Annotated in this window: 22 protein-coding genes; 1 reads left to right on the top strand and 21 read right to left on the bottom strand. The window is 55.3% G+C overall.

All coding sequences use genetic code 11. From position 1 onward, the window contains the following. Window positions 1-74: 74 nt before the first annotated feature. The 13 genes from lipA to leuS all read right to left on the bottom strand — a co-directional run bounded on the left by lipA (window position 75) and on the right by leuS (window position 13,570). On the bottom strand, window positions 75-1,040 hold the full coding sequence (gene lipA, locus AFL22_RS12880; RefSeq protein WP_010258979.1) for a lipoyl synthase: 966 nt from the start codon (window positions 1,038-1,040) through the stop codon (window positions 75-77). A gap of 169 nt (window positions 1,041-1,209) precedes the next feature. Further along, window positions 1,210-1,869: a lipoyl(octanoyl) transferase LipB gene (gene lipB / locus AFL22_RS12875; RefSeq protein WP_029519432.1), complete on the bottom strand. Its 660-nt coding sequence runs from the start codon at window positions 1,867-1,869 to the stop codon at window positions 1,210-1,212. Window positions 1,870-1,949: 80 nt separating this feature from the next. Beyond that, window positions 1,950-2,213: a DUF493 family protein YbeD gene (ybeD, locus tag AFL22_RS12870; RefSeq protein ID WP_003854030.1), complete on the bottom strand. Its 264-nt coding sequence runs from the start codon at window positions 2,211-2,213 to the stop codon at window positions 1,950-1,952. Window positions 2,214-2,313: 100 nt separating this feature from the next. Next, entirely contained in the window at window positions 2,314-3,525 is a 1,212-nt protein-coding gene (gene dacA, locus AFL22_RS12865) for a D-alanyl-D-alanine carboxypeptidase DacA (RefSeq protein ID WP_052271547.1), read from the bottom strand. Window positions 3,526-3,656: 131 nt separating this feature from the next. After that, the gene (gene rlpA, locus AFL22_RS12860; RefSeq protein WP_052271539.1) at window positions 3,657-4,754 is read right to left on the bottom strand and encodes an endolytic peptidoglycan transglycosylase RlpA; all 1,098 of its coding nucleotides are present in this window, start codon (window positions 4,752-4,754) and stop codon (window positions 3,657-3,659) included. A 10-nt stretch (window positions 4,755-4,764) separates the two neighbouring features. Continuing rightward, window positions 4,765-5,877 (bottom strand): peptidoglycan glycosyltransferase MrdB, encoded by a 1,113-nt coding sequence (gene mrdB, locus AFL22_RS12855; RefSeq protein WP_010258973.1) that lies wholly within the window; start codon window positions 5,875-5,877, stop codon window positions 4,765-4,767. 8 nt (window positions 5,878-5,885) lie between these two features. Continuing rightward, window positions 5,886-7,790, bottom strand: coding sequence for a peptidoglycan DD-transpeptidase MrdA (mrdA, locus tag AFL22_RS12850; RefSeq protein ID WP_010258971.1), 1,905 nt, complete (start codon window positions 7,788-7,790; stop codon window positions 5,886-5,888). Between the two features lie 34 nt (window positions 7,791-7,824). After that, window positions 7,825-8,295: a 23S rRNA (pseudouridine(1915)-N(3))-methyltransferase RlmH gene (gene rlmH / locus AFL22_RS12845; RefSeq protein ID WP_010258969.1), complete on the bottom strand. Its 471-nt coding sequence runs from the start codon at window positions 8,293-8,295 to the stop codon at window positions 7,825-7,827. A gap of 3 nt (window positions 8,296-8,298) precedes the next feature. Next, the gene (gene rsfS, locus AFL22_RS12840; protein ID WP_010258968.1) at window positions 8,299-8,616 is read right to left on the bottom strand and encodes a ribosome silencing factor; all 318 of its coding nucleotides are present in this window, start codon (window positions 8,614-8,616) and stop codon (window positions 8,299-8,301) included. A gap of 92 nt (window positions 8,617-8,708) precedes the next feature. After that, the gene (gene nadD, locus AFL22_RS12835; RefSeq protein WP_052271538.1) at window positions 8,709-9,353 is read right to left on the bottom strand and encodes a nicotinate-nucleotide adenylyltransferase; all 645 of its coding nucleotides are present in this window, start codon (window positions 9,351-9,353) and stop codon (window positions 8,709-8,711) included. Next, window positions 9,346-10,377, bottom strand: coding sequence for a DNA polymerase III subunit delta (gene holA, locus AFL22_RS12830; protein WP_010671276.1), 1,032 nt, complete (start codon window positions 10,375-10,377; stop codon window positions 9,346-9,348). The genes nadD and holA overlap by 8 nt, the downstream gene beginning before the upstream one ends. Further along, window positions 10,374-10,973: an LPS assembly lipoprotein LptE gene (gene lptE, locus AFL22_RS12825; protein WP_052271537.1), complete on the bottom strand. Its 600-nt coding sequence runs from the start codon at window positions 10,971-10,973 to the stop codon at window positions 10,374-10,376. Before lptE ends, holA begins: the two co-directional genes overlap by 4 nt. A 14-nt stretch (window positions 10,974-10,987) precedes the next feature. Further along, entirely contained in the window at window positions 10,988-13,570 is a 2,583-nt protein-coding gene (gene leuS, locus AFL22_RS12820) for a leucine--tRNA ligase (RefSeq protein WP_010258964.1), read from the bottom strand. Window positions 13,571-13,792: 222 nt separating this feature from the next. On the opposite strand from leuS, the gene AFL22_RS12815 reads away from it, so the two are divergent. After that, complete coding sequence (locus AFL22_RS12815; protein ID WP_010258963.1) at window positions 13,793-14,275, top strand: zinc ribbon-containing protein; 483 nt, start codon at window positions 13,793-13,795, stop codon at window positions 14,273-14,275. 58 nt (window positions 14,276-14,333) lie between these two features. On the opposite strand, the gene AFL22_RS12810 is transcribed toward AFL22_RS12815, so the two are convergent. The 8 genes from AFL22_RS12810 to AFL22_RS12775 form a co-directional block, all read right to left on the bottom strand. Next, on the bottom strand, window positions 14,334-15,059 hold the full coding sequence (locus AFL22_RS12810) for an amino acid ABC transporter ATP-binding protein (protein WP_010258962.1): 726 nt from the start codon (window positions 15,057-15,059) through the stop codon (window positions 14,334-14,336). Next, window positions 15,060-15,737 carry a glutamate/aspartate ABC transporter permease GltK gene (gene gltK, locus AFL22_RS12805; RefSeq protein WP_010258961.1) on the bottom strand — a complete coding sequence of 226 codons (678 nt, stop codon included), beginning with the start codon at window positions 15,735-15,737 and terminating at the stop codon, window positions 15,060-15,062. After that, window positions 15,737-16,477, bottom strand: a complete 741-nt coding sequence (locus tag AFL22_RS12800; RefSeq protein ID WP_010258960.1) for an amino acid ABC transporter permease — start codon at window positions 16,475-16,477, stop codon at window positions 15,737-15,739. The genes gltK and AFL22_RS12800 overlap by 1 nt, the downstream gene beginning before the upstream one ends. Window positions 16,478-16,757: 280 nt before the next feature. After that, window positions 16,758-17,654, bottom strand: a complete 897-nt coding sequence (locus AFL22_RS12795; RefSeq protein ID WP_010258958.1) for an amino acid ABC transporter substrate-binding protein — start codon at window positions 17,652-17,654, stop codon at window positions 16,758-16,760. Window positions 17,655-18,094: 440 nt separating this feature from the next. After that, complete coding sequence (gene lnt, locus AFL22_RS12790; protein WP_052271536.1) at window positions 18,095-19,618, bottom strand: apolipoprotein N-acyltransferase; 1,524 nt, start codon at window positions 19,616-19,618, stop codon at window positions 18,095-18,097. Window positions 19,619-19,622: 4 nt separating this feature from the next. After that, on the bottom strand, window positions 19,623-20,504 hold the full coding sequence (corC, locus tag AFL22_RS12785; protein ID WP_008925004.1) for a CNNM family magnesium/cobalt transport protein CorC: 882 nt from the start codon (window positions 20,502-20,504) through the stop codon (window positions 19,623-19,625). An 82-nt stretch (window positions 20,505-20,586) separates the two neighbouring features. After that, window positions 20,587-21,060, bottom strand: a complete 474-nt coding sequence (ybeY, locus tag AFL22_RS12780) for an rRNA maturation RNase YbeY (RefSeq protein WP_033771130.1) — start codon at window positions 21,058-21,060, stop codon at window positions 20,587-20,589. Next, window positions 21,057-22,118 (bottom strand): PhoH family protein, encoded by a 1,062-nt coding sequence (locus AFL22_RS12775; RefSeq protein ID WP_010258952.1) that lies wholly within the window; start codon window positions 22,116-22,118, stop codon window positions 21,057-21,059. The genes ybeY and AFL22_RS12775 overlap by 4 nt, the downstream gene beginning before the upstream one ends. Window positions 22,119-22,249 lie beyond the last annotated feature (131 nt).

The following is a 22,249-nucleotide window of genomic DNA, read 5'->3' as shown; positions in this document are numbered from 1 at the left end:
AGGCACAGATAAAAAAACCAGACTGTCTCCAGTCTGGTTTTTTGTTTTTCGGGCTTCCTGAAGCAAAAGCGTGCTTATTTCACTTCTTCGCCTTTGGCCTGCATATCCGCATGATAGGAAGAGCGGACAAACGGACCGCACGCGGCATGGGTAAAGCCCATCGCCATCGCTTCTTCTTTCATCTCATCGAACTCAGCCGGGCTGACGTAGCGCTGAACCGGCAGGTGGTGGCGGCTCGGCTGCAGATACTGGCCCAGCGTCAGCATGGTGACACCATGGCGACGCAGATCGCGCATCACTTCAACGATTTCGGCATTGGTTTCGCCCAGGCCCACCATCAGACCCGATTTTGTCGGGATGTGAGGATGTGCCTCTTTGAAACGTTCAAGCAGCTTCAGTGACCACTCGTAGTTCGCGCCCGGACGCACCTGGCGGTAGACTCGCGGTACGTTTTCCAGATTGTGGTTAAACACATCCGGTGGCGTCGCGGTAAGAATCTCCAGCGCGCGATCCATACGGCCACGGAAGTCCGGCACCAGCGTTTCGATTTTGATCGTCGGATTTTTTTCGCGAATCGCGCTGATGCAGTCGGCAAAGTGCTGTGCGCCACCATCACGCAAATCATCGCGGTCAACCGAGGTGATCACCACGTAGCGCAGGCCCATATCGGCAATCGTCTGCGCCAGTTTAGCGGGTTCGTTAGCGTCAGGGGCATTGGGGCGGCCATGTGCCACATCGCAGAACGGACAACGACGGGTACAGATTGCGCCAAGGATCATAAAGGTGGCGGTGCCGTGGTTGAAGCATTCGGCGAGGTTAGGGCAGGATGCCTCTTCACAGACTGAGTGCAGCCCGTTTTTACGCATCGCGGCTTTAATGCCCTGAATACGACTGGAGTCAGCTGGCAGCTTGATTTTCATCCATTCCGGCTTACGCAACATCTCCTGCCGTTCAACAGCCACGGTTTTCACCGGGATCAGCGCCATTTTGTCTGCGTCACGATATTTGACGCCGCGTTCCATCTGAATTGGTTTACTCATAAATCAGCAGGTTCCGGTCGGATTGCGATTTGAAAGCGTTCCCACTCAAACCGGGAAGGCTGCTTTCAACTTTATTTGAAAAAAGTGCAAAAATTATATCATCACATCGCCTGCGAAGCAGCCACAGTCAGCGCGGATAAGTTACATATTTGTAAATTCGCATTCTGCGTTAAGGTTTAACAGGGAGATCCCCTGAAATCCATTCAACATTTTCATAACCTGACAGCCGCGCAAACGCGCTGACCAGCGGAGAGTGTACCTGCTCCGTCGTCACCTCTGGCTGGAAATTTTTCAACTGGGTCATGCTCATGCCGGCGTAACCACAGGGATTGATGCGCAGGAAGGGCGACAAATCCATAGCAACATTCAGCGCCAGACCGTGAAACGAGCAGCCTTTACGGATGCGTAATCCCAGTGAGCAGATCTTCTCTTCCCCGACGTAGACGCCAGGTGCATCAGCACGGGCGCGGGCGCTGACGCCAAACTCTGCCAGGGTGGCGATAACCGTCTCTTCCAGAATGGTCACCAGCTGGCGTACGCCGAGCTTACGGCGTTTCACATCGATCAGGACGTACATCACCTGCTGTCCTGGCCCGTGATAGGTGACCTGACCCCCGCGGTCACTCTGCACCACCGGGATTTCGCCTGGCATCAGCAGATGCTCTGCTTTGCCCGCCTGCCCCTGAGTGAAGACCGGAGGATGTTCAACCAGCCAGATTTCATCACGACTCTGGTCGTTGCGCTGGTCGGTATAGTGATGCATGGCGTCGGAGACAGATTGCCAGTCGCGCAGACCTGACTGGCGGACAAGAAGAGTTTCAACTGACAAAACGATAGCCCGCTAAAGGAAATAACGCTGAGGATAACGTCGGCAAACCGTCAGGCAGAGGCGCCTTGCCGACCCGTAAATTACAGTACCATCCGCACAATTTCGATGTTGCCCAGCTCTTCGTACAGGCGTTCTACCTGCTCGATGTGGGTGGCGGTGATAGTGATGTTGACGGAGTGATAGTTGCCTTTGCTGCTCGGCTTAACTTCAGGGCTGTAGTCGCCTGGCGCATGGCGTTGCACCACTTCAACCACTTGATCAACCAGCTCCGGTTGTGCCAGACCCATTACTTTGTAGGTAAATGGGGTAGGAAATTCGAGCAGCTCATTCAGTTTGGTTTTCATATTAACTCCGGTGCATAAAAAACAGGCTCCCGCCTGAGCGGGAGCAACATAATATCGTGTAATGGGGGCGAAGGGGTGATTTTTCAATCACCCGCCACGCTTAACCGAACCAGTGATGGAACATCAGCTTGATGTAATCAACGATACGGCCAAAGAAACCTCCTTCAGAGATCTCGTTCAGTACCACCAGCGGACGCTGTTCGATAGTCTTGCCATCCAGCTGGAAGTTGATGCTGCCGACCACCTGATTTTTCTTCAGTGGTGCATGCAGTTCCGTGTTGGTCAGCACATAGCTGGCTTTCAGATCTTTCATGCGGCCACGTGGGATGGTCAGGTAAGCATCTTTTTCCACGCCCAGCTGCACACGGTCGTTATCGCCGAACCAGACTGGCTCAGAGGCGAACTCTTTGCCCGCTTTCAGTGGCGCCACGGTTTCAAAGAAACGGAAGCCCCAGGTCAGCAGTTTCTTACTCTCAGTTTCACGGCCTTTGTAGGTATGACCGCCCATGACAGCGGAGATCAGGCGCATCTGGCCTTCAGTCGCAGACGCCACCAGGTTGTAACCGGCAGCGTTGGTGTGACCGGTTTTGATGCCGTCCACATTCAGGTTGGTATCCCACAGCAGACCGTTACGGTTCATCTGACGGATATTATTGAAGGTGAACTCTTTCTCTTTATAAACAGCATACTCTTCCGGCACGTCACGGATCAGCGCCTGACCGATCAACGCCATATCGCGCGCGGAGCTGTACTGACCTTCCGCGTCCAGACCATGAACGGTCTGGAAGTGGGTATTCTGCAGGCCAATCGCTTTGACGTAGTTGTTCATCAGATTAACGAACGCATCCTGGCTGCCAGCGACATAGTCAGCCATTGCAACACAGGCGTCGTTACCGGACTGCAGCACAATCCCACGGGTCAGTTGAGAAACCGGCACGCGGTCGCCTGGCTTCAGGAACATCAGCGAGGAGCCTTTGAACACCGGGTTGCCGGTCGCCCAGGCATCCGGGCCGACGGTGACCATATCGTCCTGATGAATTTTACCCGCTTTAACGGCCTGACCAATGACATAGCTGGTCATCATCTTGGTCAGACTGGCAGGATCGCGGCGTGCATCGGCATTTTTCTCTGCCAGCACTTTGCCTGAGTTGTAGTCGATAAGGACGTACGCTTCGGCATCAATGTCCGGCACGCCCGGAATCATGGTCTTGAGATTGACGTCATCAGCAATAGCAGCATGGCTGAGAGAGAAAGCGATCAGTGATCCCACTGTCAGGCGTTTCAGCAAACGAGATGATTTCAGCGTGTTCATGTGTAGGACTACAACATCCGTGAGTTTGAGGTTGAAAATGTCACTCATCATACCCAATGCCAGATTAACTGGCACCGGACGTGATGATTGGGTTGTTAGCAGACGTAACGTGCAGCTGTCTGATAAACGGTTCAGCGACGCGTGTTAGTAATAAATGAGGCGGCCTGGCCTTCACTGCTCAGGCGCTGTTGCAGCGCAGCCGCTTCGGCGCGGGAGGCGTAACCGCCGAGCTGAACGCGATACACATTGTTGCCCGCGTCTTCTACCTTACCGGGCACGCCATAACGCTGGCTCAGGCTTTTCATCATCTGCTGGGCACGCGCCGGGTCATTCAGCGCACCGACCTGCACTACATATCCATCGGCACCACCACTGCTGGCTGCAGGCGCGGCGCTGGCTGCTGCGGGAGCAGCATTGCTGACTGCCAGTGCGGAACTGGCGGGTGCGGCGGCTGGCGGTTCGTTACCTTCCAGTACGCCGGTCGCTAATGGCTGGGGTGCACCAAGAAAGCCGCTGCTCTGCACCGGCGCGCCCATGTTGTCACCGCTTTGCAGCGTACTGTTGCTGATGGCCTCAACATTTTGCGCAGGCGGCTCTGAGGGGGCTGCGCTGCCGCCGTTCATCACCGCGCCACCACTCAGGTCCGGACGGGCAGGCAGAGAGTAGCTCTGTTTTGCCACGACGGTCCCGATGGTGCCGGGGCCAGAGAGCGAACCGTCTGGGGCGACTTTGATGTAATCAACCCGCACGCGCGAATTGTTGGAGATGTTCAGGCGGTCACCGGCAGCCCGCGACAGGTCGATAATGCGTCCTGGCGTGTAAGGGCCGCGATCGTTAACGCGCACCACAATCTGACGGCCATTCGCGATATTGGTCACGCGCACATAGCTCGGCAGCGGCAGAGTAGGGTGGGCCGCGGTCAGTGCATCAGGATCGTAGGCTTCGCCGGTAGCGGTGCGGTTGCCCTGCGCCTCTTCGCCGTACCAGGTGGCCAGGCCGACTTCACTGTAGTTCGACGGATCTTTGATGACGCGATAATTTTTGCCGTTCACGCTGTAATCCTGGCTGGTGCCTGGATTGATCGGCTCATAACGTGGCTCAACGCCTGGAATCTCCACCACCGGTCCATTGTAAGCCGGTTGCGGCGGCGCCGTATTTTGGGGTTCCGGCGTGGTACAGGCCGCCAGAACCAGTGATGCCAGTGCAACGCCAAGCCATTCCTTACGCATCTGCAGCCTCTTAGACACTTTTAGATAACATTTTTCGGTGAGTGTGGATCGACATCACAATGCCAAATCCCGCCATAAGCACGATAAGCGCGGAGCCGCCATAACTGACCAGCGGCAGCGGCACGCCAACTACCGGTAAGATACCACTAACCATGCCAATGTTAACGAAAACATAAACGAATAAAATCAGCATTAAACCGCCCGCCATTACCCGGCCAAAGGTGGTCTGCGCCCGGGCTGCCACCACCAATCCCCGCATGATCAGCAGCAGATAAAGGGCCAGCAGCAGCAGCACGCCAACCAGGCCTAACTCTTCGGCCAGAACCGCAAAGATAAAGTCAGTATGACGTTCCGGCAAAAACTCCAGCTGAGACTGGGTGCCCTGCAGCCAGCCTTTACCGCGCAGACCTCCTGAGCCAATAGCAATTTTCGACTGGATAATGTGATAACCCGCTCCCAGCGGATCTGTTTCCGGGTCGAGCAGCATCATCACGCGGTCACGCTGATAATCGTGCATCAGGAAAAACCACAAAATCGGGATAAAGGCGGCGACCAGCAACACGGCTACGCCAATCAGTTTCCAGCTCATACCCGAGAGGAACAGCACAAACAAGCCGGAGGCGGCAATCAGAATCGAGGTGCCGAGATCGGGCTGTGCCGCCACCAGCAGGGTGGGCAGGAAGATCAGAATCAGCGCAATGCCGGTATTTTTCAGCGTTGGCGGACAGACATCGCGGTTAATAAAGCGCGCCACCATCAAAGGCACCGCTATCTTGGCAATCTCAGAGGGCTGAAAACGCACAAAGCCGAGATCGAGCCAGCGTTGAGCGCCTTTACTGATCTGCCCAAAGGCATCCACCGCCACCAGCAGAATGACACAGACAATATAGAGATAGGGCGCCCAGCCTTCATAGACGCGCGGCGGTACCTGCGCCAGCACAATCATGATGACCAGCCCCATCGCGATCTGACCGAGTTTACGCTCCATCATGCCGGGGTCCTGACCACTGGCGCTCCAGATCACCACAGCGCTGTAGGTCAGCAGGCCGAGAATGATCAGCATAAACAGCGGATCGATGTGGATGCGCATCCAGATCGAACGTTTCTGCGGACTATCTTGCATCGACATGTTTATTCACCTTCATAACCGGGCGGCACAGGAGCGGCGTCCGGCAGGACTGTATTGTTATCACCCAACATAATGTGATCCAGAATCTGGCGCATGACGGTGCCGACAGCCGGACCGGCGCCACCGTTTTCCAGGATAATGGTCACGGCGACCCGAGGTTTGTCATAAGGGGCAAACGCGGTCATTAATTTATGGTCGCGTAATCGTTCAGCAATTTTATGGGCGTTATAGGTTTCGTTCTCTTTCAGGCCAAAGACCTGGGCCGTACCGGACTTAGCGGCGATTTTATAGGGCGCATCGGCGAAGCTTTTGTGCGCGGTGCCGTTGGGCCGGTTCGCCACGCCATACATGCCATCTTTGGCAATTTCCCAGTAGCCGGAATGGATATCACCAATCGGGGCTTCAGGCGGCTGGCGATAGGGCACCAGGGTACGGCCTTCGCGGGTGGCGCGCAGCATATGCGGCACTTTGACGACGCCGTCGTTGATCAGAATCATCATCGCTTTGTTCATCTGCAACGGCGTGGCGGTCCAGTAACCCTGTCCGATCCCCACCGGAATGGTATCGCCCTGATACCACGGCTTTTTAAAGCGTCTCTGTTTCCAGTCACGGGTCGGCATGTTACCGGCGCTCTCCTGCGGTAAATCGATGCCGGTACGGCTGCCGTAACCAAATTTATTCATCCACTCCGACAGACGGTCGATGCCCATGTCATAGGCAACCTGATAGAAGAAGGTATCGGCAGACTCTTCCAGCGCTTTGGTGACGTTCAGACGTCCGTGGCCCCATTTTTTCCAGTCGCGGAAGCGTTTTTCTGAACCAGGAAGCTGCCACCAGCCGGGATCAAACAGGCTGGTATTACGGTTAATCACGCCAGCACTCAGGGCAGAGACCGCCACATAAGGTTTAACCGTCGAAGCCGGTGGATAGGCAGCCTGAATCGCACGGTTATAGAGCGGGCGGTTTTCATCTTCCAGCAGGCCGCGGTAATCCTTACTGGAAATACCGTCGACAAACATGTTGGCGTCATAGCTTGGCGTTGAGACCATGGCGAGGATTTCGCCGGTGCGCGGGTCGCTGACCACGACGGCCGCGCGACTGCCCGCCAGCAGGGTCTCGACATATTGCTGCAGTTTGAGATCGATAGTCAGATAGATATCACGGCCTGCCTGAGGGGACTCCTCATGCAGCTGGCGAATGACCCGGCCACGGTTGTTGACCTCAACCTCTTCAAAGCCGGTTTTGCCGTGCAGCAAATTTTCGTAATAGGCTTCAATGCCCAGCTTACCGATGTCGTGCGTCGCGGCGTAGTTAGGCCATATGCCCTCTTTGTCGAGGCGTGCAACGTCACGATCGTTGATTTTTGAGACGTAGCCGACCACATGCGTCAGCGTGGCACCGTAAGGGTAGTAGCGGCGCTGGTAACCTTTAACTTCCACGCCGGGGAAGCGGTACTGATTGACCGCAAAACGCGCGACCTGCACGTCATTCAGACCGGTTTTAACCGGGATAGAGGTGAACCGACGCGAGCGTTTACGCTCTTTCTGGAAGTTTTCGAGGTCGTCGTCAGTCAGCTCAAGAATCGGGCGTAAGTTTTCCAGGGTCTGTTGCAGATTATCAACTTTTTCCGGAACCAGTTCTGCCTGATAGATGGTGCGGTTCAGCGCCAGCGGCGTGCCGGTACGATCGTAAATTATGCCGCGGCTGGGGGCCACAGGCACCAGTTTGATACGGTTCTGGTTGGAGCGGGTGCTGTAATCATCAAAGCGAAGGATCTGCAGGTGGTAAAGGTTAACCACCAGTACTGAAGAGAGCAGTAAGATACCGACGAAGGCGATAAAGGCCCGACGGACAAAGAGTTTCTGTTCGGCGCTGTAATCGCGAAAGGCGTTGCTTTGTAATTTCATCCGCTACTTGTCATGTCTGATGTGGGCTGATCGGTCATTCACGATGATAAGGATGATTTGTCGTTATGCTCCAGGCCCGATACAGACTTTCGGCTACCAGCACGCGCACCAGCGGATGGGGCAACGTCAATGCTGACAGTGACCAGCTCTGCTCTGCCGCCGCTTTACAGGCGGGGGCCAGGCCTTCAGGCCCGCCAATCAGCAGGCTGACGTCGCGACCATCCAGCTTCCAGCGTTCAATCTGCTGTGCCAGCTGCGGGGTTTCCCACGGATGACCAGGAATATCCAGCGTGACGATGCGATTGCCTTTGCCGACCGCCGCTAACATCGCTTCACCCTCTTTTTCAAGAATGCGTTTGATATCAGCATTTTTACCGCGTTTACCTGCGGTCACTTCGGTCAGCTCAAGCGGCATATCTTTCGGGAAGCGGCGCAGATATTCCATAAAACCGGTCTGCACCCAGTCAGGCATTTTCGTGCCGACGGCAACAAGTTGCAGTTTCACCGATTAGCCCCAGAGTTTTTCCAGCTCATACAGCTGGCGACTCTCTTCCTGCATCACATGCACGATGACATCACCCAGATCGACCACGACCCAGTCTGCCGCGCTTTTACCTTCAATGCCTAATGGCATCAGGCCTGCTAAACGCGACTCCTGCTCTACGTGTTCTGCGATCGAAGTCACATGACGCGTTGAGGTGCCGGTGCAGATGATCATGAAATCGGTGATGCTGGATTTGCCCTGAACGTCGATGGTGACAATGTCCTGGCCTTTGAGATCATCAATCTTATCAATAACGAACTCTTGGAGTGCTTTACCTTGCAAAAGGTTCCCCTTGGAATCTGGTGGTAACGAGCCGGCTGTAAGCCCGGAGAGTGCAGCCAAAAAATTAAGCGGCGTAGTATAGCATGCCCGGATCAGTCGCGATATAAGCCTTCGCGGTCGATATAATCGATAACCGCAGCGGGCAACAGATCGTCGCAGGGCTGATTCTGGTGGCGACGACGGCGAATTTCCGTGGCCGAAATGTCATAGAGAGGGGTGTCCGCCAGCCAGATATGGCCTGCGGGCTGCTGATGCAGCTGCCAGATATCCTGAGCGAGGTGTTGCTCAAGCCAGCGCTGCATGTCAGGCGAGTCGAACCGGGTCGGATAGCCGGGGCGCTGGCACACCAGCAGATGGCAGAGTGACAGCAGATCCTGCCAGCGATGCCATTTTGACAAGCTCAGCAATGAATCCTGACCAATAATAAATCCCAGCGGCTGCTCTGCACCGCGTTCGGTGCGCCAGGCTTCCAGGGTGGTCACGGTCCAGGACGGCGTGTCGCGTTCCAGCTCGCGGGTATCGATCTCAAACAGCGGCAGGTCGCGGATAGCGCAGCGCAGCATAGCAACCCGCTGGGCAGCGCTGGCTTCCGGTTGCGGACGATGCGGCGGCACATTGTTGGGCAGCAGCGTCACACGCTGCAGGCCGGTCTGTTGCGCCAGCGCTTCGACCGGGCGCAGATGGCCAAAATGAATCGGATCAAAGGTGCCGCCAAACAGTGCGTGTAACTCAGACATGGGCAAAGCTCGTCGGAAAAGCACGACTGCTGAGCAGCAGCGTCAGGGTCTGTAACTGCGGCCACACCGGCTGTCCATAATCCTGCTTCAGGGTGATCTCAATCTGACTCAGCAGATGAATGGCGCGTTGCAGACGCGTGGCATCCACTCGTTGCAGCGCGTCGGTAAACAGCGCACGGCGATTCTGCCAGATGCGCTGCTGATCCATCAGCGTACGCAGCGGCTGCGCTGTCTGGTGGCGTTGCAGATGCAGCAGCGTCAGCAGATCACGCTGCAGCGTACGCAGCAGTATCACCACTTCGCTCTCTTCTTTCTCCAGCTGATGCAGAATATGCAGGGCGCGGCGGCTTTTTCCCGCCAGCAGGGCATCCACCCAGTGGAAAGGAGTAAAATGCGCGGCATCACTGACCGCCTCTTCAACCCGGGGCAGTGTCAGCTTGCCGTCGGGCCACTGCAGCGAAAGCCGCTCCAGCGCCTGCGCCAGCGCCAGCAGATTGCCTTCATAGCAGTAACACAACAGCTGCACGGCCGCGTCATCTACCGATAACTTCAGCGCCTTAGCGCGATTAACGACCCAGCGTGGTAGTTGCGCCTGTTCAGGCGTCTGACAGGGCACTAATACCGCAGAGGCGGACAACGCTTTAAACCAGGCGCTGTTTTCCTGCGCTTTGGTCAGCTTCGCCATCCGGCAGATCAGCAGAATATCGGCGTGCAGCAACTGCGACAGCTTAACCAGCTGTTCTGCCATCGCGGCGTTGGGGCCATTATCGGGGAATTGCAGCGTCATGGTCTGACGCTGAGCAAACAGACTCAGTGACTGGCAACTGACGAACAGGCTCTCCCAGTCAGTCTGTGCATCCAGCGTAAAACTAAAATGTTCTTCGAATCCCTGCGCGGTTGCGGCGACGCGAATCGCATCTGAACTTTCCTGCAGCAGCAGCGGTTCGTTACCGGCTAACAAATAACAGGCGCGCAGCCCCTCACGGAGCTGCGCGCTGAGTTGCTCAGGATAAATCCTGATCATTGCAGGCTGGTAGCAGAGGAAGTGGGCGCTTCCTGTGAACCCTGACCCGGCACCGGAATCACTGACGCCGGTAAGGTCTCTTTGCTGTTGATCTGCGCGGCGTGTACCGTCAGCAGTTTACGTACCAGCTGTTCAGCAGCACGCTGACGCATCTCCTGCGTAATCAGATCCTGCTCGGCATCTTTTGCCAGCGCAGCGTTCGGGTTATCGAAGAATGACCGATAAACCGTGGTGCTGATAGGATAGATACCTTTGCCCGGCAGCAGCACCTGTGCGGTAAGGGTCATCACCAGCTGATACTCGGCAGTGGTGCCGCTGATAAAGACCGAAGCCGTGTTACGGCCCGAGGATTCAGGCCCCAGGCGCAGCGTTGGAATATCGGTGCGATTCTGTTTGCTGTCTTCAACAATTTTGACATCGTTGATACGCAGCTGCTGACGCACAGTACGCGCCAGCGGCCCATAAGGATCGCCGGTTGAAACAATCAGGGTTTTCAGTTCGCTGGGCACCTGAGTGGTGCCGCGCGGATGAAAACCACAGCCAGCGGTGATCACCACCGCCAGAATGACAAACAGCCTGATAATCGGATGTCGCACAGTTCCTCCTGAACTTAACCTACGACCAGGTTAAGCAGTTTGCCCGGTACATAAATGACTTTACGGATAGTCACGCCGTCCAGATACTTCGCTACCAGATGCTCCTGCGCAGCGCGTGCCTGAACCTGTTCCTGTGTTGCATCGGCTGGCACGGTGATTTTACCGCGCACTTTACCGTTAACCTGAACCACTACCAGCAGCGAATCTTCAACCATAGCGGCTTCATCCGCAACCGGCCAGCTCGCTTCATCGATAGTGCCTTCGCCACCCAGCGTCTGCCACAGAACATAGCAGGCGTGCGGGGTAAACGGATAGAGCAGACGGACGATGGCCAGCAGCGCTTCCTGCATCAGGGCGCGATCCTGCTCGCTTTCCTGCGGGGCGCGTGCCAGTTTGTTCATCAGCTCCATGATCGCCGCAATGGCGGTGTTGAAAGTCTGACGACGGCCAATATCATCCGCCACTTTGGCGATGGTTTTGTGCAGATCGCGACGCAGCGATTTCTGCTCGTCATTCAGGCTCTCCACATCCAGTGCCACGGTCGCACCTTTCTGTGTATGCTCGAAGACCAGCTTCCAGACACGTTTCAGGAAGCGGTTCGCCCCTTCAACGCCCGACTCCTGCCACTCCAGCGTCATATCCGCCGGTGAAGCAAACATCATAAACAGACGCACGGTATCCGCGCCGTAACGCTCAACCATCAGCTGTGGGTCGATGCCGTTGTTTTTCGACTTCGACATTTTGCTCATGCCCGCGTAGATCACTTCGCGGCCCTGCGTGTCTGTGGCTTTAACAATGCGGCCTTTCTCATCCCGCTCAACCTCAACGTCAACCGGTGAAACCCAGTTACGCTCGCCATTGGCGCCAAGGTAGTAGAAGGCGTCAGCCAGCACCATGCCCTGGCACAGCAGACGTTTGGCTGGCTCATTGGAGTTCACCAGGCCCGCGTCACGCAGCAGCTTGTGGAAGAAGCGGAAATACATCAGGTGCATGATGGCGTGTTCAATACCGCCCACATACTGATCGACCGGCAGCCAGTAGTTTGCCGCTGCCGGATCCAGCATGCCTTCCTTGTAGCTGGCGCAGGTATAACGCGCGTAGTACCAGGAAGACTCCATGAAGGTGTCAAAGGTGTCGGTTTCACGCAGGGCAGGCTGGCCGTTTACCGTGGTTTTAGCCCACTCCGGATCCGCTTTGATTGGGCTGGTAATGCCATCCATCACCACATCTTCCGGCAGGATCACCGGCAACTGGTCTTCTGGTGCAGGCATGACGGTGCCATCTTCCAGCGTCACCATCGGGATAGGGGCACCCCAGTAGCGCTGACGGGAGACACCCCAGTCGCGCAGGCGGTAGTTCACTTTACGCACGCCCACGCCTTTTGCCGCCAGCGAATCCGCAATGGCGTTAAAACCGGTGGCGTGATCCATGCCGTTAAACTCACCTGAGTTGAACAGCGCACCTTTGTCAGTCATCGCCGCGATGCTGACATCAGGAATGGAACCATCCAGATTCAGAATGACCGGCTTAATCGGCAGATCATATTTAGTGGCAAACTCCCAGTCGCGCTGATCGTGCGCCGGAACCGCCATCACAGCGCCGGTGCCATATTCCATCAGTACGAAGTTGGCAACCCAGACCGGGATAAGCTCGCCGGTCAGCGGATGAACAACAGACAGGCCGGTCGCCATGCCTTTCTTCTCCATGGTCGCCATATCGGCTTCAGCCACTTTGGTATTGCGACATTCAGCGATAAAGTCAGCCAGCGCCGGATTATTGACCGACGCCTGGGTCGCCAGCGGATGGCCTGCGGCAACGGCAACATAGGTTGCGCCGATAAAGGTATCCGGGCGGGTGGTGTAGACAGTGACCTTCTCTTCGCTGTCAGCCACATCGAAGGTGATTTCGACACCTTCAGAGCGGCCAATCCAGTTACGCTGCATGGTTTTGACCTGCTCAGGCCACTCTTCCAGCGTATCCAGATCGTTTAGCAGCTCCTCCGCATAATCGGTGATTTTGATAAACCACTGCGGGATCTCTTTACGCTCAACTTTGGTGTCGCAGCGCCAGCAGCAGCCGTCAATCACCTGCTCGTTCGCCAGCACCGTCTGATCGTTCGGGCACCAGTTCACGGCAGAGGTCTTTTTATAGACCAGGCCTTTTTCATACAGTTTGGTAAAGAACCACTGTTCCCAGCGATAGTACTCTGGCTGGCAGGTTGCCAGTTCACGACTCCAGTCATAGCCAAAGCCCAGCAATTTGAGCTGGTTTTTCATGTAGGCGATGTTGTCGTAAGTCCACGGGGCCGGAGCGGTGTTGTTTTTCACCGCAGCGCCTTCCGCAGGCAGGCCGAAAGCATCCCAGCCAATCGGCTGTAGTACGTTTTTGCCGAGCATACGCTGATAACGCGCGATTACGTCGCCGATGGTGTAGTTACGAACGTGGCCCATGTGCAGGCGGCCAGAAGGATAGGGCAACATGGAGAGGCAATAGTATTTCTCTTTACCTTCCTGCTCAGTCACTTTAAACGTTTCGTTTTCATCCCAGTGCTGCTGCACACGGGATTCAATTTCTTCCGGGCGGTATTGCTCTTGCATGGCTGCCTGTGGTCCTTTATGAAAAACATTTTTCTGGCTCTAAGATCCGCATAGCATACCCATAAGGCCGCGTATCAACAACACTTCCCACTTTTGCCGGCACGATTTCTGCAGAAAGCGTCAGAGCCTTCACCCTTTTGTAATTCACTGTACAGACGACACGGCAAAAGCAACATTACGACTAAACTTAGTTCAGCTAGGGTCTGCATAAAGGAGAACAAAATGAATAAAGTGGCTCAGGAATATCGCGAGTCGTTAGCCGTATTGACCGAACGTCTTCGTCAGGGCGATCGTAACCTTGATGAGCTGATTGCCGGGCGACGAAGCCAGTTGCTGGTGCGCGATGATATGACGGAACAGGAGATTGACCAGGCGCTGAGCTCAGTGCGCCGTGATCTGGGCGAGTTTGCACGCAGCTACACCGATGTGGAAGAACCGCTGGCGGACTCACTGTTTATGCGCATCATCCGTGAGAGCGTCTGGAAAGAGCTGGCAGATATCACCGATAAAAGTCAGCTGGAGTGGCGAGAGGTCTTCCAGGATCTGCATCATCACGGGGTTTATCAGAGCGGGGAAGTGGTGGGGCTGGGCAATCTGGTCTGTGAGAAATGCCAGTTCACCCGGGCAATCTACACGCCTGAAACGCTGTCACGTTGTCCGGAATGCGGCAACGATCAGTTCCAGCGTCAGCCGTTTGAACCCTGATAGTGCGGCGTAGCTAAATGAAGCGGGCCACCCTAAGTGACCCGCCTGTTCGTCAGGTTTAGTGCAGAATTTTTGCGAGGAAATCTTTAGCGCGCTCAGACTGTGGGTTATTAAAGAAGTCATCTTTGTTGGTGTCTTCGATAATTTTCCCTTCATCCATAAAGATCACGCGATTGGCCACTTTACGGGCGAAGCCCATCTCATGGGTCACCACCATCATCGTCATCCCTTCCTGTGCCAGTTCAACCATCACATCCAGCACTTCGTTGATCATTTCCGGATCCAGCGCGGAGGTGGGTTCATCAAACAGCATCGCGATAGGGTCCATGCAGAGCGCTCGCGCAATCGCCACACGCTGCTGCTGACCACCTGAGAGCTGGCCGGGAAACTTCTCAGCATGGGCGGAAAGACCCACACGCTTCAGCAGCTTCAGCCCTTTATCGCGGGCTGCCGCTTTGTCGCGCTTCAGCACTTTCACCTGCGCCAGAACCAGATTGTTGATAATGCTCAGATGCGGAAACAGCTCGAAGTGCTGGAACACCATCCCGACCTGGCTGCGAAGCTGCGCAAGATTAGTCTTTTTGTTATTCACCTCGGTGCCGTTCACCGCAATCACGCCCTGCTGAATCGGCTCAAGGCCGTTCACCGTTTTGATCAGCGTTGATTTACCGGAGCCGGACGGGCCGCACACCACCACCACTTCACCGGTTTTGACGTCGGTTGAGCAGTCGGTCAGCACCTGAAAGTGACCATACCACTTAGAAACATTTTTCAGGCTAATCATTTAAACCGTCCTTTTTCTTTTTAGATAGCTGACCAACAGCGATGCGCTCAGGCTGATAACGAAGTAGACCAGACCTGCAAACAGAACCATTTCAACCTGGGTGCCATCACGCTCACCAATGGTGGACGCGGTACGGAAGAAGTCCGCCAGGCTTAAGACATAAACCAGCGAGGTATCCTGGAACAGCACGATACCTTGCGTCAGTAACAGCGGAACCATGGCGCGAAACGCCTGTGGCAGGATGATCAGTCGCATTGCCTGCCACTGCGTCATGCCCAGCGCCAGAGCTGCACTGCCCTGTCCACGCGAGATACTGATGATGCCGGCGCGAATAATTTCAGAGTAGTACGCCGCTTCGAACAGCGAAAAGGCGACCATGGCCGAAATCAGTCGGATATCCGTTTTGGGCGACAGCCCCAGCACCTGCTGCAGAAAACTCGGCACGACCAGATAGAACCACAGCAGCACCATAACCAGCGGCACCGAGCGGAACAGGTTAACGTAAATTTTAGCGAACCAGCTGATAGGCTTAAACGTCGACAGGCGCATCACCGCCAGCAGAGTGCCCCACAGAATGCCGAAGACCACGGCGGTAATCGTGATCTTAAAGGTGATCACTAAGCCATTAAGCAGATAGGGCAGGCTGGGTGTAATCGAACTCCAGTCAAACTCGTACATTACTTGCCTCCCGCATTGCCTGGCAGCCGGACTTTGCGCTCGACCAGACTCATTAACAACATAATCACCAGGTTAATCGCAACGTAGGCCAGCGTAATGGCGGTAAAGGATTCATAGGCGTGGGCAGAATAGTCGAGCAGTTTGCCCGCCTGCGCCGCCATATCGACCAGACCAATGGTGGAGGCGATAGCGGAGTTCTTCACCAGGTTCAGCATCTCCGAGGTCATCGGCGGCACAATCACGCGATACGCATTCGGCAGCAGTACATAGCGATAGGTCTGCGGCAGGGTTAAGCCCATCGCCAGACCGGCATTCTTCTGTCCACTCGGCAGTGACTGAATCGCTGCGCGCACCTGCTCGCAGACGCGGGCGGCGGTAAACAGGCCAAGACAGATCATCGAGGAGAGGAAGAACTGAATGTTGGGATCCAGCTCAGACTTAAACCACATGCCAAGCTTTTCGCCCACCAGCTCGGGCGCCACCAGATACCAGAAGAAGAACTGGACGATCAGTGGGATATTACGAAACAGTTCGACATAGCAGGTGCCAATGGTCGACAGCAGGCGATTAGGCACGGTGCGCAGAATGCCGAAAAATGAACCCACGCAGAAGGCGATAATCCAGGCGCAGCAGGAGACGGCAATTGTCACCTGAAAACCGGACCACAGCCAGCCGAGGTAGGTCGTGTTACCGAACGGGGCCTGTTCGAGGAATATGCCCCAGTTCCAATCGATACCCATAACGAGCTCCGGAAAAAAAGGGTAGCTAAGCTACCCTGAAGATTGATGAACGGCGTTTTATTTCCTGACTCAGGGGAACGACCCGTGTCAGTCTGTCTGTCCATGCCGCGGTTTCAGCAATCGAGAGGGCAGCCAGGCCGCCCTTGTTATACCCGTCGTCTTTCAGGCTGCATTTTTGTTGGCTACATTCACTCACCCAAATCACTTACCGGAGCAGGCTCATCGGGAGTCATTTTTCTGCTGCCTCAATGCAATCTGAAATCCATTGGGTATTTTTTTGTTAATTCAGTGCTTTATCATTTGGTGTTTTGAACAGCGCTTTCATGTCATCAGAGAGCTCAAAGTTCATGTTCAGGTTCTTTGGTGGAATCGGCTGTTTGAACCAGGTGTCGAACCATTTTTCTGCCTGGCCAGAGGTCTGGGCTTTAGCAATGGTTTCATCCACCAGCGCTTTGAACTGCGGATCATCTTTACGCAGCATGCAGCCATAGGCTTCTTTTGACTGTGGCGTGCCCAGAATTTCCCAGTTGTCCGGCTTTTTGGCTTTGGCGCGTTCGCCTGCCAGCAGGGCATCATCCATCATAAAGGCCACGGCACGACCGGTTTCCAGCGTACGGAAGGAGTCACCGTGATCTTTTGCGCTGATGATGCGCAGATCCAGTTTCTGTTCGTCGTTGAGTTTGTGCAGCAGCACTTCAGAGGTGGTACCTGAGGTCACCACTACGGTTTTGCCTTTCAGGTCAGCGAAATCTTTGATCGGGCCATCTTTCTTCACCAGCAGACGGGTGCCGATAACAAAAATAGTGTCTGAGAAGGCGGCCTGTTTCTGGCGCTCAAGGTTATTGGTGGTCGAGCCACACTCATAATCGTAGGTGCCGTTTTGCAGCAGCGGAATACGGTTTTGTGAGGTGATCGGGATCATTTTGACCTGCAGATCAGGCTTGTTCAGCTTTGCTTTAATCGCTTCAACGATGGCGTTTGAGTAAGCCTGTGAGTAGCCGACGACTTTTTGCTGGTTGTCATAATAAGAAAAGGGAACTGATGATTCGCGATGCCCGACCACAATGACGCCATTGTCATTGATCTTCTTCAGGGTGCCGCTGAGATCTTCCGCCTGGGCCGCTCCCGCCGCTGCGCTGATCAGCAGAAGAGATAATGCCACTTTGCGTAGTTGCATGTTCCAACTCCTTCGTATGAAAAAGGCACAGGATATAACCTGCGCTGATTATGATGTTGTGTCTGTTTTCTGCTGCGTTTCTGCTCATTCTGCGGTTTAAACGGGCGCAGAAGAGTCATTAACATAGCGGATTGTTAACGCAATGAAACAAAAAAGTTTCTTTTTTGCGAGGTGATACGCACCAAAAAAAGGCAATTTTTTCACCCTGCGCGTTAATGGTGCAGCAGCGTCAATTGTTTTGGTGCAATCCGCCCGGCATCAGCACCTGCAATCAGCCTGTTTGCGAAAAGCAGTGAAACATTTTGCAATCATCGTGCCAGAAAGAGGTTATGGGTTAGAAAGACAGCAGAGTGTGCGGCGTGGGGAGTGAAAAAAACCGGAGAGTCACCATGAAAAAGGCGAAGCACGTGCTTCGCCTTCAGTGAGCACAGGAGGGGAGGTTATCGACGACGGCGCAGGAGTGCTATCACCGCCGCCAGCAGCGTCAGTGACCACACTGGCCAGATGCCAGCCCGCGCATACGGGGTTTCTCCCTGTGTTGGCGTAACCTTGCTGGTCAGCACATCGCGGGTAAACTGCGGCAGCATGGCTTCCACATCACCACTGGCATTGACCACCGCCGTCACACCATTATTGGTGCTGCGCAACAGCGGACGTCCCAGTTCCAGCGCACGCATCCTCGCCATCTGGAAGTGCTGCCATGGGCCGATAGAGTGACCAAACCAGGCATCGTTCGAAACGGTGAGCAGGAAGTTGGTGTCAGGATGGAAGTTGGCCCGCACCTGTTCACCCAGCACGATCTCATAACAGATCGCGCTGGTCAGGTTATAGCCCGCCACGCTGAGTTGCGGCTGGAGGTAGTTGCCACGACTGAATGCCGACATCGGCAGATCGAAGAACGGGGCCAGCGGACGCAGCAGATCGGCCAGCGGCACAAATTCGCCAAACGGCACCAGGTGATTCTTCTGGTAACGATTGCCGCTGAAGTAGTTGTACGGCGCTTTGCCGCCCAGCACGATTACGGTGTTGTAATCGTGATATCGGTTCTGCTCCAGCCGGGAGTCCACAATGCCGGTGATCAGCGAGCTGCCGCGCTCACGCAGTTCGTCATCCAGCGAACGCAGGAACGGCTGCTGATTACTCTCCAGATCGGTAATTGCCGATTCAGGCCAGATAATAATCGGCGCTTTGCCCATCAGCGGCTGACTCAGACCATTGTAAATGCGCAGGGTAGTGAGCAGCTGCTGCGGATCCCACTTCATCGATTGCGGAATGTTCCCCTGGACCAGCGCCACCTCGACGGCCCGCTCGGGCATCGGCTGAACCCACTGGATGTAGCGCAACGGCCATGGCAATGCCAGCAGCAGCAGCGCTGCTACCAGACTTCTGACGTTGCGCTGTTGCAGGGCATAAGCCAGCAGGCCAGCCACCACCATCAGCAGGAAGGTCAGCGTCTCTACGCCCGCCAGTGGGGCCAGGCCTTTTAACGGGCCATCGATCTGGCTGTAACCAAACTGCAGCCACGGAAAGCCGGTCAGCACCCAGCCGCGCAGGAACTCGGTGATCTGCCACAATGCCGGTGCCGCCAGCGCCAGTCGCCACAGCGTCGTTCGCGGCCAGATGCGATTCAGTACGCCGGCAAACAGCGCCGGGTAGATCGCCAGATAAGCCGCCAGCAGCGCCACGATAAAGACATTGACCGGGCCAGGCATGCCGCCAAAGGTGGCGACACTGACATAAACCCAGTTGATGCCACTGCCGAACAGACCTAAACCCCAGACAAACCCAATGGCGCTGGCCTGCGGGCTGGAGCGGTTAAGAGTCAGCAGCTGTAAGCCGCACAGCGAGAGTAGTGCGGCGGGCCAGAAATCGTAGGGAGAAAAGGCGAGGGTGCCAGATGCACCCGTTATTAAAGCCAGCAGCAGGCGAACCCGCTGACGCGGGTAGAGTGAGGCTAAAGCCATAGACTTATTCGTCTTCCAGTTGAGGTTGTGGCGAATTTTCCGGAATAGTCACGTGAACCTGGATGATGCGGCGGCTGTCAGCCATCGCCACCTTGAACTGGTAACCCTCAATCTCGATGCTTTCACCGCGAGCGGGCAGATGACCGAAGCCCTGCATCACCAGACCACCGATGGTGTCGACTTCATCGTCGCTGAACTGGGTGCCAAACACCTCGTTGAAATCTTCAATGGCAGTCAGTGCACGCACGGTAAAGGTGTGACGGTTGAGCTGACGGATATCACGATCTTCTTCGTCGTCATACTCATCTTCAATTTCACCGACGATCAGCTCCAGGATGTCTTCAATGGTCACCAGACCGGAGACACCGCCAAACTCATCAATGACGATCGCCATGTGGTAACGCTGGGAGCGGAACTCTTTCAGCATCCGGTCGACACGCTTACTTTCAGGCACTACCACCGCAGGACGCAGCACTTTCTCAATGCTGAAAGGCTCAGATTCGCTGCTCATAAACGGCAGCAGATCTTTCGCCATCAGAATCCCTTCCACATGATCTTTATCTTCGCTGATCACCGGGAAACGAGAATGGGCGGATTCGATAATGACATCCAGACACTCTTCGAGGCTCTGATTACGTTTCAGGGTGATCATTTGCGAGCGCGGGATCATGATGTCACGCACGCGCTGCTCCGCAATATCCAGTACCCCTTCGAGCATGTCGCGGGTGTCCTGGTCAATCAGCTCTTTGTTATTCGAGTCGCGGATCAGCTCCAGTAGCTCATCACGGCTTTTTGGTTCACCGTGAAAGAGTTGGTTGATCAACAGGGAGAAAAATCCCTTTTTACTACTGGGTGCATCGCTGTTTTGAGAATGGTCGTCGCTCATGGCGGTTTTTAAAGATCTCTCTGGTGAGGAATGGGTGCTGTCAGTAACCTGTACTGACAGCAGGATTGACTGAATTCAGGATTCAGGCGTCTTCTTTCTCCGAAATGTACGGATCAGGATACCCAAGAGCAAGCATTATCTCGGTCTCCAGCCCTTCCATCTCGTCCGCTTCGTCGTCTTCAATATGGTCGTAACCCAGCAGATGCAGCGTGCCGTGTACCACCATATGTGCCCAGTGGGCTTCAGCGCTTTTACCCTGTTCAGCGGCTTCCTGCTCAACGACCTGGCGGCAGATGATCAGATCGCCCAGCAGCGGCAGCTCAATGCCCGGCGGCGCTTCAAACGGGAAAGAGAGGACGTTGGTCGGCTTGTCTTTGCCGCGATAAGTCAGATTAAGCTCATGACTCTCCGCTTCATCAACCAGACGCACCGTAACTTCGCTTTCCGGCTGAAAAGGGGTGACAGCCGCTGACAGCCAGCGATGAAACTGGCTTTCAGCAGGCAGGTCAGCGGTGCTGTCACAGGCGACCTGCAGGTCGAGAATCACCTCGCTCATTTGCTCTCCTGCGTGGCGCTCTGTGCAGCCAGTGCTTCACGTTTACGCTCTTCGGCCTGCTGGTCACGACGGGTCTGATCGGCCGCTTCCCAGGCTTCATAGGCGGTGACAATGCGGGCAACTACCGGATGGCGCACCACATCTTCGCTGTGGAAGAAGTTGAAGCTGATCTCTTCAACGTCCGCCAGCACCTCAATGGCATGACGCAGGCCTGACTTGACGTGACGCGGCAGGTCAATCTGGGTAACGTCGCCGGTAATCACCGCTTTAGAGTTAAAGCCGATACGCGTCAGGAACATTTTCATCTGCTCGATGGTGGTGTTCTGGCTCTCATCAAGAATGATAAACGCATCGTTCAGGGTACGACCACGCATGTAGGCCAGCGGGGCGACTTCAATGACGTTGCGCTCCATCAGCTTTTCCACCCGCTCGAAGCCGAGCATTTCGAACAGCGCATCGTAGAGCGGACGCAGATAAGGGTCGACTTTCTGGCTCAGATCGCCTGGCAGAAAGCCGAGCTTTTCACCCGCTTCGACGGCAGGGCGGGTCAGCATGATGCGGCGAATTTCCTGACGCTCCAGCGCATCCACTGCCGCGGCTACCGCCAGATAGGTTTTACCGGTACCAGCCGGACCGACACCAAAGGTGATATCGTGGTCGAGCACATTAGCGATGTACTGGGCCTGGTTTGGGGTGCGCGGCTTGATCACACCGCGTTTGGTCTTGATATTGACCGCTTTACCGTACTCCGGCACGCTCTCAGCGGTTTGCTCCAGTACCCGGCTCTCTTTGATCGCCAGGTGAATCTGATCAGGCTCGATATCCGGGATGTCGCCACGCACAGGCGCGGTATCGACATAGAGGGTTTTCAGAATATCTGCTGCGGCATTCACGCAAAGTGGACGTCCTGACAGCTTAAAAACGTTGTCGCGACGATTGATCTCAATGCCCAGACGACGTTCAAGCTGTTTTACATTATCGTCGAAAGGCCCACACAGGCTCATCAGACGACGGTTATCAGCCGGTTCAAGGGCGATTTCACGAGTTTCGATATTCAAACGAATCCTTTGGGTCACTCAGGGCCAGTTATGGGATGTGTCTGACGCACCGTTAAACTTAACCGGATGCACCATAACGAAATTATTTATGCCGTAACGCCTGGGCGCAAGCTTATGGAGAGATATTTGGG

Origin of the sequence: Pantoea sp. CFSAN033090 (genome assembly GCF_001264395.1) — a bacterium.
GTDB lineage: Bacteria > Pseudomonadota > Gammaproteobacteria > Enterobacterales > Enterobacteriaceae > Pantoea > Pantoea agglomerans.
This window is presented reverse-complemented; position numbering and strand designations above follow the sequence as displayed.

Excerpts from the sequence above, each read along its gene's own strand:
- nadD (WP_052271538.1), bottom strand. The coding sequence starts at position 9,353 with ATGTCTGAGTTACACGCACTGTTTGGCGGCACCTTTGATCCGATTCAT.
- AFL22_RS12800 (WP_010258960.1), bottom strand. The coding sequence starts at position 16,477 with ATGGGTATCGATTGGAACTGGGGCATATTCCTCGAACAGGCCCCGTTC.
- holA (WP_010671276.1), bottom strand. The coding sequence starts at position 10,377 with ATGATCAGGATTTATCCTGAGCAACTCAGCGCGCAGCTCCGTGAGGGG.
- mrdB (WP_010258973.1), bottom strand. The coding sequence starts at position 5,877 with ATGCAAGATAGTCCGCAGAAACGTTCGATCTGGATGCGCATCCACATC.
- leuS (WP_010258964.1), bottom strand. The coding sequence starts at position 13,570 with ATGCAAGAGCAATACCGCCCGGAAGAAATTGAATCCCGTGTGCAGCAG.
- dacA (WP_052271547.1), bottom strand. The coding sequence starts at position 3,525 with ATGAACACGCTGAAATCATCTCGTTTGCTGAAACGCCTGACAGTGGGA.
- AFL22_RS12815 (WP_010258963.1), top strand. The coding sequence starts at position 13,793 with ATGAATAAAGTGGCTCAGGAATATCGCGAGTCGTTAGCCGTATTGACC.
- lnt (WP_052271536.1), bottom strand. The coding sequence starts at position 19,618 with ATGGCTTTAGCCTCACTCTACCCGCGTCAGCGGGTTCGCCTGCTGCTG.
- corC (WP_008925004.1), bottom strand. The coding sequence starts at position 20,504 with ATGAGCGACGACCATTCTCAAAACAGCGATGCACCCAGTAGTAAAAAG.
- rlpA (WP_052271539.1), bottom strand. The coding sequence starts at position 4,754 with ATGCGTAAGGAATGGCTTGGCGTTGCACTGGCATCACTGGTTCTGGCG.
- ybeD (WP_003854030.1), bottom strand. The coding sequence starts at position 2,213 with ATGAAAACCAAACTGAATGAGCTGCTCGAATTTCCTACCCCATTTACC.
- AFL22_RS12795 (WP_010258958.1), bottom strand. The coding sequence starts at position 17,654 with ATGCAACTACGCAAAGTGGCATTATCTCTTCTGCTGATCAGCGCAGCG.
- mrdA (WP_010258971.1), bottom strand. The coding sequence starts at position 7,790 with ATGAAATTACAAAGCAACGCCTTTCGCGATTACAGCGCCGAACAGAAA.
- lipA (WP_010258979.1), bottom strand. The coding sequence starts at position 1,040 with ATGAGTAAACCAATTCAGATGGAACGCGGCGTCAAATATCGTGACGCA.
- ybeY (WP_033771130.1), bottom strand. The coding sequence starts at position 21,060 with ATGAGCGAGGTGATTCTCGACCTGCAGGTCGCCTGTGACAGCACCGCT.
- gltK (WP_010258961.1), bottom strand. The coding sequence starts at position 15,737 with ATGTACGAGTTTGACTGGAGTTCGATTACACCCAGCCTGCCCTATCTG.
- AFL22_RS12810 (WP_010258962.1), bottom strand. The coding sequence starts at position 15,059 with ATGATTAGCCTGAAAAATGTTTCTAAGTGGTATGGTCACTTTCAGGTG.